12 protein-coding genes are annotated in these 8,268 nt (G+C 69.7%); 5 read left to right on the plus strand and 7 right to left on the minus strand.

Features of this window, described 5'->3' with window-relative positions; translation table 11 throughout:
- From FG99_RS12630 to speB, 3 genes are all read right to left on the minus strand, one after another.
- Entirely contained in the window at nt 1-732 is a 732-nt protein-coding gene (locus FG99_RS12630; protein ID WP_043270009.1) for a phytanoyl-CoA dioxygenase family protein, read from the minus strand.
- Nucleotides 729-1,655 (minus strand): LysR family transcriptional regulator, encoded by a 927-nt coding sequence (locus FG99_RS12635; RefSeq protein WP_043270011.1) that lies wholly within the window; start codon nt 1,653-1,655, stop codon nt 729-731. Before FG99_RS12635 ends, FG99_RS12630 begins: the two co-directional genes overlap by 4 nt.
- Before the next feature lie 74 nt (nt 1,656-1,729).
- Complete coding sequence (gene speB / locus FG99_RS12640; protein ID WP_043270013.1) at nt 1,730-2,686, minus strand: agmatinase; 957 nt, start codon at nt 2,684-2,686, stop codon at nt 1,730-1,732.
- A gap of 280 nt (nt 2,687-2,966) precedes the next feature.
- Between speB and FG99_RS12645 the strand changes: the two genes are divergently transcribed.
- The 3 genes from FG99_RS12645 to FG99_RS12655 all read left to right on the plus strand — a co-directional run bounded on the left by FG99_RS12645 (nt 2,967) and on the right by FG99_RS12655 (nt 4,442).
- Nucleotides 2,967-3,194 (plus strand): CopG family ribbon-helix-helix protein, encoded by a 228-nt coding sequence (locus FG99_RS12645; protein WP_009614631.1) that lies wholly within the window; start codon nt 2,967-2,969, stop codon nt 3,192-3,194.
- Nucleotides 3,191-3,472: a type II toxin-antitoxin system RelE/ParE family toxin gene (locus FG99_RS12650; protein ID WP_009614629.1), complete on the plus strand. Its 282-nt coding sequence runs from the start codon at nt 3,191-3,193 to the stop codon at nt 3,470-3,472. Before FG99_RS12645 ends, FG99_RS12650 begins: the two co-directional genes overlap by 4 nt.
- Before the next feature lie 259 nt (nt 3,473-3,731).
- Nucleotides 3,732-4,442 carry an RcnB family protein gene (locus FG99_RS12655; RefSeq protein WP_043270015.1) on the plus strand — a complete coding sequence of 237 codons (711 nt, stop codon included), beginning with the start codon at nt 3,732-3,734 and terminating at the stop codon, nt 4,440-4,442.
- 40 nt (nt 4,443-4,482) lie between these two features.
- Here the strand turns inward: FG99_RS12655 and FG99_RS12660 are convergent, their stop codons facing one another.
- Nucleotides 4,483-4,764, minus strand: coding sequence for a DUF2218 domain-containing protein (locus FG99_RS12660; RefSeq protein ID WP_009614626.1), 282 nt, complete (start codon nt 4,762-4,764; stop codon nt 4,483-4,485).
- A gap of 97 nt (nt 4,765-4,861) precedes the next feature.
- Here FG99_RS12660 and FG99_RS12665 point away from each other — a divergent pair, with 97 nt between their 5' ends.
- Both FG99_RS12665 and FG99_RS12670 read left to right on the plus strand, forming a co-directional pair.
- Complete coding sequence (locus tag FG99_RS12665; RefSeq protein WP_043270018.1) at nt 4,862-5,779, plus strand: LysR family transcriptional regulator; 918 nt, start codon at nt 4,862-4,864, stop codon at nt 5,777-5,779.
- A 58-nt stretch (nt 5,780-5,837) separates the two neighbouring features.
- On the plus strand, nt 5,838-6,293 hold the full coding sequence (locus tag FG99_RS12670) for a GNAT family N-acetyltransferase (RefSeq protein ID WP_043270020.1): 456 nt from the start codon (nt 5,838-5,840) through the stop codon (nt 6,291-6,293).
- On the opposite strand, the gene FG99_RS12675 is transcribed toward FG99_RS12670, so the two are convergent.
- The 3 genes from FG99_RS12675 to FG99_RS32825 form a co-directional block, all read right to left on the minus strand.
- Complete coding sequence (locus FG99_RS12675; protein WP_043270022.1) at nt 6,290-6,907, minus strand: DUF1826 domain-containing protein; 618 nt, start codon at nt 6,905-6,907, stop codon at nt 6,290-6,292. The two genes, FG99_RS12670 and FG99_RS12675, sit on opposite strands and share 4 nt — an antisense overlap.
- Nucleotides 6,907-8,109, minus strand: coding sequence for a zinc metallochaperone GTPase ZigA (gene zigA, locus FG99_RS12680; RefSeq protein ID WP_043270024.1), 1,203 nt, complete (start codon nt 8,107-8,109; stop codon nt 6,907-6,909). The genes FG99_RS12675 and zigA overlap by 1 nt, the downstream gene beginning before the upstream one ends.
- Before the next feature lie 26 nt (nt 8,110-8,135).
- The coding region (locus tag FG99_RS32825; RefSeq protein ID WP_256204853.1) for a TraR/DksA C4-type zinc finger protein at nt 8,136-8,268 on the minus strand (133 nt) is incomplete at its 5' end.

Raw genomic sequence — 8,268 nt, forward strand, 5'->3', positions numbered from 1 at the left:
TCAGTCGTATTCCGCCGCCTCGTGGTCGCCCAGCAGGCGGCGCTGGCGGGGCGTGCAGGCGGCCAGCACTTCGGGGTCGAAACGCCAGTCGAGATAGGGCGAGAACTTCTGCGCCACCATGCGCCGGCCGTAGTGCACCTGCAACAGGTAGCGCGTGCGCTGGCTCAGGTTGCGGCTGCCGGAATGCCACAGGTCGCTGCGGAACAGCAGGCAGTCGCCGGCGCGGCACAGCACCGGTTCGGCCGCCCTGCCCCGCCAGCTGCGCTCGTCCGGGTGCGGCGCGCGGCCGGCGCGGTGGCTGCCGGGGATCACCCAGGTCGGGCAGAGTTCGTGGTCGATGTCGTCGAGGTAGACCTGCGCCGTGCAGATGAACATCGGCAGCTCGAAGCCGCCCAGCAGCAAGGCTTCCGGCAGGCGCAGCGGCAGGTAGTCCTGGTGCATGTCGCCGCCGATGAAGCCGGGGTGGCAGCGCCAGGCGGTCTGGCCGATGACGTGGCAGTCCTCGCCCAGGGCCGCCTCGGCCACCTCGATCAGCCCCGGCGGGTCGAGGTAGGGCAGCCAGCGCGGCGAGCGGTTGAACACGCACTTGTAGTGGTCCACCAGGCCCTCGTAGTCCCAGTGGATCGGCCGCAGGGCGTCGATCAGCCCGCGCACTTCCGCGACCTGCGCTGCATCCAGCAGGCCGGGCAGCAGCACGAAGCCGTCCTCGTGCAATGCGTGCAGTGCGTTCATGAGTCCAGCCCTCCCCGGCCCAGTTGCGCCTGGGCCTGCTCCAGCGCGCCGAGGAAGGCGCCCAGGGCTTCGCCCGGCTCGGCGCCCTGGCGCGTCACGCAGTGGAATTCCGAGTGGTAGGCCAGCTGCGCCGGGCGGATCGCCCGCAGCCGCCCCTCGGCGACCCAGGCCGCGGCGTAGGGCGTGGGCAGGTAGCCGATGAAGGTGCCGCTGAACACCAGGTTGGCGATGGCCTCCATGCTGTAGGCGGTGGTCGTGCGGTTGAACACCAGGCCGTGGGGGCGCCGGCTCTCGGCCATGTAGCCGCGGCCGACGTAATCGGCGGCGCAGATCGCCTCCAGGCCCGGCTCGTCGTCGGCGCGGGCGAAGAACGGGTGGCCGGGGGCGCAGTAGAGGTTCTGTTCCTCGCTGAACAGCAACTGGTAGCGCAGCCCGGACAGGCGATGGTGGAAGGCGCCGATGGCCAGTTGCAGGCGCTCTTCCAGCACGGCGTTCTCCAGCTCGTCCGGGCGCTGGGTGTGCAGGTTCAGGCGCACGCCGGGGTTGCCCTGGCGGAACAGGCGGATGGCCAGCGGCAGCGCCCAGCAGTGCTGCCCGACCACGCCGTCGACGCAGCCCAGGTGCAGGGTTTCGCGATCGCGTCCGCCCAGGCCGGTGACCTGCTCGCGGAAGCGCTCGATGTCGACGAACAGGCCCTGGGCCGCGTCGTACAGCTGCTGGCCTTCCTCGGTGAGCTGGAAGCCGCTGCTGCCGCGCCGGCACAGCGAGTAGCCCAGGCGCAGTTCGAGGTCGCGCACCAGCACGCTCAGGCGCGACAGGCTGGTGTTCAGGCGCACCTGGGCGGCGGTGAAGCCGCCGGCCTCGGCTATGGCGCAGAAGGTGCGCAGCAGGCGCAGGTCGATGTCGGAAAGGTTGCCCAGCATGGGGGTTCTCGCGGCGGCGGGCACAGGCCTTCGTTATAGCCCCGCGGGCGCCGCCCCGTGAACCCCCGCGGCGGTCAGCGGCGCCGGGCCCGGGCGTCGGCGAGGATGCACAGCAGCTCGAACATCATGGTCGCGCCGACCAGCGCCGTGGCGCCGCCCAGGTCGAACGGCGGCGATACCTCCACCACGTCCGCGCCTATCAGGTCCAGGCCCTGCAGGCCGCGGACCAGGTGCTGCGCCTGCAGCGTGGTCATGCCGCCGATCTCCGGGGTGCCGGTGCCGGGAGCGAAGGCCGGGTCGAGCACGTCGACGTCGAAGCTGACGTAGGTCGGCCCCTCGCCCACCACCCGCCGCGCCTCGGCGAGGGTCGCCTCGACGCCCAGCGCGACGAACTCCTCCATGTGGATGACGCGGATGCCGCACTCCCTGGCGAAGGCCTCGTCGTCCGCCGAATACACCGAGCCGCGGATGCCGATCTGCACGGTGCGCCGCGGGTCCAGTAGGCCTTCCTCGATGGCGCGGCGGAACGGCGTGCCGTGGGTGTAGGGGTTGTCGCCGAAGTAGCGGTCGTTGGTGTCCGAATGGGCGTCGAAGTGGACCATGCCGATGGGCCGCCCGGCGGCCAGGGCGCGGAAGATCGGCAGCGTCACCAGGTGGTCGCCGCCCACCGACAGCGGCACCGCGCCGGCGGCGTGGATGCGCCGGTAGAAGCCCTCGATGCGCTTGAGCGAATCGAGCAGGTCGATGGGGTTCACCGGGGCGTCGCCCAGGTCGCCGACGCGCGCCAGGTCGTAGGGCGCGATGCGGCTGACGTGGTGCACCTTGCGCATCAGGCTGGACTGGTTGCGTACCTCGCGCGGGCCGTGGCGGGCGCCGGCGCGGTTGGTGGTGCCGCCGTCCCAGGGCACGCCGACCAGGGCGATGTCCACCTGGGCCGGGTCCTCGAAGATCGGCAGGCGCATGAAGCTGGGGATGCCGGCGAAGCGCGGGACCTCGGCGGCGTCCACCGGTTGCGGGAAGTCATGGGGCATGGGCGTCTCCTGGCGGGAAAGGGGCTGCTCCGCCAGCCTGGACCGCCCCGCGGCGGCGGCAAATCCCGAAAGCGGCAAGCCAACTTGCGCCACCGCAAAAGTGCCCTGCAAGCCGCGCCAGCCGGGCCTTTCCGCCCGCCCGGCCAGCTCCGCGCCAGTGCCCGGCCGCATTCGCGCCCTCTCCTTCCGACTGCCCTTCTCGCCAACGCCAAGTGCCTGATTCGTATACTTATGTTATCGTTGTAAACACTGTATACAGCGTAAACGGACTGCTCAGAAATTGACCACCGTAATCTCCTTCCGCGCCGATGACGCCCTGGCCAAGGCCCTGGACCAACTGGCCCGAGCCACCCACCGGGACCGCCCCTACCACCTGCGCCAGGCCCTGGCGCAGTACCTGGAGCGCCAGAGCTGGCACGTGGCGGCCATCGACGAGGGCCTGGCCGACGCCAACGCCGGGCACCTGCTGCCGCACGCCGAGATAGAAGCCAAGTGGGGGCTGGCATGAGCCTGCAGTGGACGCACAAGGCGGCCGCCGACCTGGACGGCCTGTACGACCACTACGTGGTGCTGATCGGCCCGGAGAAGGCGCTGAAGGCCATCCAGGACGTGGTCGGCCAGGTGAAGGCGCTGGCCGACCTCAGCCTGAGCAGCGTCGGCCGGCCCAGCGAGGTGCCCGGCGTGCGCGAATTGCCGCTGGAACGCTGGCCCTACCAGGCCGCCTACCGGGTAAAAGGCCGCGATGTACAAATTTTGCGCATCGATTCTGTGGATAACCCGGGGTAAAAGTGGCCACACGGTTACAAAATATTTCAAAGTATTGACTTATTTATTTTGTACAAAAATAGATCAAATACATCATTCAAGGTAGTTTGGTCTATTTGCGACTATAAATTGAAATATCGATCTAGTTACGACCAAATGATGACAAATCGTCTTTTCATTCGGCGACGCGTTTTTCCGAGATCGGAACTTTTCCCGGCATTTCCCTGTCCACTTTCCTGACTTTCCCGGCCATTTCGCCGCCCTGCCCGACGACCCGACCATGCCCAACACCGCCTCCCTCCGCGCCCTCTGCCTGGGCCTGCTGCTGCCCGCCGGCGCGGCCTTCGCCTGGAACGCCAACGACGCCCAGCAACAGCAGCAATGGCAGGAGCAACAGCGCCAGATGGCCGAGCAGCAGCGCCGGCAGAACGAGGAACAGCAGCGCCGCCAGCAGGAGCAGCAACGCCAGCAGCAGGAACAGCAGCGGCAGATGGCCGAGCAACAACGTCGGCAGATGGAGGACCGGCAGCGCCAGCAACAAGAGTTCCAGCGCCAGCGCGACGAACAGCGCCGCCAGGCCGAGCAGCAGCAGCGCCAGGAGGCCCAGCGCCGCCAGCAGGAACAGCAGCGGCGCTGGCAGGAAGAACAACGCCAGCAGGCCGAGCGCGACCGCCAGTGGCAGGACGAGCAGCGCCGCCAGGCCGATGAGCGCCAGCGTCAGTGGGAAGAGGCGCAACGCCGCCAGCAGGAACAGCGGCAACGCGAATGGGAAGACGCCATGCGCCGCCAGGAGGCCGAGCGCCGGCACTGGCAGACCGGCCAGTACCTGCCGCCGGAATACCGCGCGCGGCGCTACTACGTGGAGGACTGGCGCAGCCGCCAGCTACCGCCGCCGGCCTACGGCTACCAGTGGCAGGAAGTGGACGGCGACTATCTGCTGATCGAACTGGCCAGCGGCCTGATCCAGCAGATTCTCAGCAGCCAGCGCTGAACCGCGGCGGCCACGGCGGCAAGGGAAAAGGGCAGGGGGCTCAGCTCCAGTTCACCGGCAGCTGGCCTTCCTTCCAGGCGAAGCGGTCGAGGTGGCTGACCACCACCTGTTGTACGCGGGCCAAGCGCTCGGCGTCCTCGGCTTCGGCCTGCAGGTGCAGCGCGGCGGCGTCGGCCTCGAGCCGGCAGGTGCCGAACTCGAAGTTCAGCACGCCGCTGTCCTCGCTCAGTTCCACCGGCAGCTTGTGGGCGAAGTGGTTGCACAGGCGCTTGAGGTAGCGGGCGCCATCGGGGGTGGGCACGTCGGCACGGGAAGTCGGCATCGTTCATCCTCTTCTTTCAGAGGCTTCGCATGCTAGGCGGGAGAAAGCCCGGGAAAAACCGGCTATCGTGCCTTTCACTCTTAAGCGGAGCTTCATAATGGACAACCTCCGAGGCATGGCCGTGTTCGCCACCGTGGTCGCCCGCGGCTCCATGGCCGCCGCCGCCGAGGCCCTGGGCATGAGCCCCTCGGCGGTCAGCCAGCAGATCCGCAAGCTGGAGGCGCAGGCCCAGGTGAGCCTGCTGCACCGCACCACCCGCCGGCTGACGCTGACCGAGGCCGGCGAGGCCTTCTACCGCAGTTGCGCGCAGATGCTGGCCATCGCCGAGGAGGCCGAGCAGCGCCTGGGCGAGTGGCGCGAAGCGCCGGTGGGCGAACTGCGCCTGGCGGCGCCGGTGGGTTTTTCCGGGCGGCTGATCACCGAGGCGCTGCGTCCGCTGCTGGAGAACCACCGCCAGCTGCGCCTGCAGCTGTTCTTCCACGACGAGCAGATCGACCTGATCGAGCAGCGCATCGACCTGGCCATCCGCGTCGGCAACCTGGCCGATTCCAGCCAGGTGGCGCGCCACCTGGGCGACTGGCAGAACCTGGTCTGCGCGGCCCCGGCCTACCTGCGCCGCTGCGGGGCAATCGACCATCCCGAGCAATTGCTGCAGGTCGACTGGCTGGCGCTGAACACCCGCGGCCACGGCCAGGCGCTACAGTTCGACGGGCCGGGCGGGGAGAGCTGCCGCCTGCGCCTGGAACCGCGGGTGGCAGCCAACAGCATGCTCGCCCTGCGCCAGTTCACCCTCGACGGCCTGGGCGTGTCGCTGCAGCCGGAGCCGGAAGTGCGCGAGGCGCTGGAGGAGGGCAGGCTGCTGCGCCTGCTGCCGCAATGGCGCCTGCCCACCTACGGCATCTACGCCGTGACGCCACGGCGCGACGCCCAGCCGGCCAAGGTGCGGGTAGCCATCGAGGCGCTGCGTCGGCACCTCGGCGGGCTGTCGCCGACCGGGCCGCGGGTGGCTGTGTGAAAGGCCCGGGCGTGAGAGGATGGGCGGCCTTTTCCACCTGCCGCCGGAGCCTCACGCCATGGACCTCACCTGGAGCTGCCAACACCACAGCGAACTGAGCAAGGAGACGCTGTACGCCCTCCTGCGCCTGCGCTGCGAGGTCTTCGTGGTGGAGCAGAACTGCCCCTACCAGGACATCGACAACCAGGACCTGTCCGGCGACACCTGCCACCTGATGGCCCACGAGGACGGCCAGCTGCTGGCCTACCTGCGCCTGCTCGACCCGGCGACGCACGACGGCGAGGTGGTCATCGGCCGCGTCATCACCGCTGCTGCCGGGCGCGGTCGCGGCCTCGGCCACCAGTTGATGCAACGCGCCCTGGACGAAGCGGCGCGGCGCTGGCCGGGCAGCCCGGTGTACCTCTCCGCCCAGGCGCACCTGCAGGGCTACTACGGCCGCTACGGCTTCGTCGCCGAGGGCGAGGTGTACCTGGAAGACGACATCCCGCACATCGACATGCGTCGCCCAGCCTAGAGCCAGTCCAGGGTCAGCAGCAGGCGCCGCGTGCCCGGCGCCGGGGCGGGCGAGCGGTGGACGATGCCGGCGCCCTCGTTGCCGATCCATTTCTCGCCCTTGAACAGGCCCACGTCGCCCACTTCCAGGCGCTGGATGCTCGCCGGCTCGGCCTCGCCGAGACGGTCGCGGGGCAGGGCGCCTTCCTCCAGCCATTCGCTGGCGCAGCCGGCATAGCTGGTGACCAGGCGCAGCGCCACGTGGTCGACGTGGAAGCGCGGGCACATGGCCCGCTCCAGGCTGCGCAGGCGCAGGCCCACGCGGCGCGCGCCGGTCAGGCAGGCGAAGGCCTCCACCAGCCAGGCCAGGTCGTTGGCGAAGAGCGTGGCGCCCGGGCTCTCGTCGAACAGGCCGCGCAGCTGGTCGCTGCGCCCGGTCTCGTCCAGTTCCAGGGTCGCGTGGCGGGCGTAAAGCGCCTCGCCCTGCACCAGGGCCTCGGCATAGGCCGCCAGCTCGGGGAACAGGCGGCGGCGCCAGACCGCCAGGTTGACGCCGTCGTGCAGCACCTCGGCGAGCACCTGCGGGTCGTCGCCGAGCACCTGGCGCGGCATGGGCTGCAATGGCCGGGCGAGCATCAGGCGTCCTCCGTCCAGGACTCGAAGGGGTCGGCCAGCCGCGCCCAGGCCTGGGGCCCGGCGGCGAATTCGGCGTCGTCCAGCAGGCAGGCGTCCAGCTCGTCCTCCAGGCGGGCGAAGTCGATGCCCTGGCCGATGAACACCAGTTCCTGGCGGCAATCGCCGGTCTCCGCGCTCCAGTGGCGCATCACCTGGCGCAGGCCATCCTCGTCCTGTGGCCAGCGTTCCTTCGGCACGAAGCGCCACCAGCGCCCGGCCAGGCCATGGCGCATCAGGCCGCCGGCCTGGGACCAGCTGCCGGCCTCGCGGTAGCGGCTGGCCAGCCAGAAGAAGCCCTTGGAGCGCAGCAGGCGGCCGTTGCTCCAGGGCGTGGCAAGGAAGTCGTGGAAGCGCTGCGGGTGGAAGGGCCGGCGCGCGCGGTAGGCGCGGGAGGCGATGCCGTATTCCTCGGTCTCCGGCACGTGTTCGCCGCGCAGTTCCTTGAGCCAGCCGGGGGCCTGGGCGGCGCGCTCGAAGTCGAAGCGGCCGGTGTCGAGGATCCACTCCAGCGGCACCTGGCCCATGACCATGGGGCGAATCTCGGCGTCGGGGTTGAGGCCGCGGAGGATCGCCAGCAGCTCCTCGCGCTCGGCGCTGGAGATCAGGTCGACCTTGCTGAGCAGGATGACGTCGGCGAACTCCACCTGGTCGATCAGCAGGTCGGCGATGGAGCGCTGGTCTTCCTCGCCCAGGCTCTCGCCGCGGCTGGCCAGGCTGTCGCTGCCCTGGTAGTCGCGCAGGAAGTTCAGGCCGTCGACCACGGTGACCAGGGTGTCCAGCCGCGCCAGGTCGGACAGGCTGCGGCCCTGCTCGTCGCGGAAGGTGAAGGTCTCGGCCACCGGCAGCGGCTCGGAGATGCCGGTGGACTCGATCAGCAGGTAATCGAAGCGACCTTCGGCGGCCAGCTTCGCCACTTCCTGCAGCAGGTCTTCGCGCAGGGTGCAGCAGATGCAGCCGTTGCTCATCTCCACCAGCTTCTCTTCGGCGCGGTTGAGGCTGACGTCGCGCTGCACCTCGCTGCCGTCGATGTTGATCTCGCTCATGTCGTTGACGATCACTGCGACGCGGCGGTGCTCGCGGTTCTTCAGCACCTGGTTGAGCAGGGTGCTCTTGCCGGCGCCGAGGAAGCCGGAAAGGACGGTGACGGGTAGGCGTTGCTTCACGGTGGTGGCTCTCTGTTATGGATTCTTCAGGCGTCGCGCAGGTGCAGCTCGCGGCGCTCCTGGCGTTCCTTGGCCTCGACGCTGAGGCTGGCGGTGGGGCGCAGCAGCAGGCGGCGCAGGCCGATCGGCTCGCCGGGCTCGGCGCACCAGCCGTAGTCG

It is taken from the genome of Pseudomonas sp. AAC (genome assembly GCF_000725445.1).
GTDB classification, from domain to species: domain Bacteria; phylum Pseudomonadota; class Gammaproteobacteria; order Pseudomonadales; family Pseudomonadaceae; genus Pseudomonas; species Pseudomonas citronellolis.

Bases quoted from the DNA above. Each gene is read 5' to 3' on its own strand.
- FG99_RS12675 (WP_043270022.1), bottom strand. From the start codon at position 6,907: ATGCTCGCCCGGCCATTGCAGCCCATGCCGCGCCAGGTGCTCGGCGAC.
- speB (WP_043270013.1), bottom strand. From the start codon at position 2,686: ATGCCCCATGACTTCCCGCAACCGGTGGACGCCGCCGAGGTCCCGCGC.
- FG99_RS12650 (WP_009614629.1), top strand. From the start codon at position 3,191: ATGAGCCTGCAGTGGACGCACAAGGCGGCCGCCGACCTGGACGGCCTG.
- FG99_RS12660 (WP_009614626.1), bottom strand. From the start codon at position 4,764: ATGCCGACTTCCCGTGCCGACGTGCCCACCCCCGATGGCGCCCGCTAC.
- FG99_RS12655 (WP_043270015.1), top strand. From the start codon at position 3,732: ATGCCCAACACCGCCTCCCTCCGCGCCCTCTGCCTGGGCCTGCTGCTG.
- FG99_RS12635 (WP_043270011.1), bottom strand. From the start codon at position 1,655: ATGCTGGGCAACCTTTCCGACATCGACCTGCGCCTGCTGCGCACCTTC.
- FG99_RS12670 (WP_043270020.1), top strand. From the start codon at position 5,838: ATGGACCTCACCTGGAGCTGCCAACACCACAGCGAACTGAGCAAGGAG.
- FG99_RS12630 (WP_043270009.1), bottom strand. From the start codon at position 732: ATGAACGCACTGCACGCATTGCACGAGGACGGCTTCGTGCTGCTGCCC.
- FG99_RS12665 (WP_043270018.1), top strand. From the start codon at position 4,862: ATGGACAACCTCCGAGGCATGGCCGTGTTCGCCACCGTGGTCGCCCGC.